The sequence below is a fragment of the Vibrio sp. 1288 genome, from assembly GCF_033344475.1.
Window position 1 is genome coordinate 1 of the sequence record NZ_JAWPOX010000820.1, and the last position, 591, is coordinate 591.

Here is a 591-nt window from a genome sequence, read left to right on the forward strand (position 1 = left end):
GAAAATGGTGAAAAAGTAACGGTGCTTAATGGCTACTTCCCTCAAGGGGACAACATTAACCACGAAACGAAATTCCCATACAAGCGCCAGTTCTACAAAGATCTAATGACGTATCTAAACGATCATCACAGCAACGATGAACAGTTGATTGTTATGGGTGATATCAACATCAGCCCTATCGATTCAGATATCGGTATCGGAGAACCAAACCGTAAGCGTTGGTTGAAAACGGGTAAATGCTCTTTCCAACCAGAAGAACGTGAATGGCTACAAACGTTGTTAAATTGGGGATTTGAAGATACTTTCCGTAAGCTTTACCCAGAAGTGAACGATCGCTTCTCGTGGTTTGACTACCGCTCTCGCGGCTTTGATGACAACCGAGGTCTACGAATTGATGTGATTTTGGCGACTCCTTCTCTCGCGCAAAAATGTATTGAGTCGGGTATCGATTATGAATTACGCGGTATTGAAAAGCCTTCAGACCATGCGCCAATCTGGTCGACATTCAAGTAATACTTTACAAAGCAATAACCGTGACTCAACGCTAAGATAAATCTAGTAAAAAGGGAGACTCAGTCTCCCTTTTTCATG

Annotated in this window: 1 protein-coding gene; it reads left to right on the forward strand. The window is 42.6% G+C overall.

The window, feature by feature from the left end; translation table 11 throughout:
- Window positions 1–513, forward strand: a 513-nt coding sequence (gene xthA / locus R8O11_RS29560; RefSeq protein WP_318195169.1) for an exodeoxyribonuclease III, incomplete at its 5' end; no start/stop codon positions are given.
- Window positions 514–591: the final 78 nt, after the last annotated feature.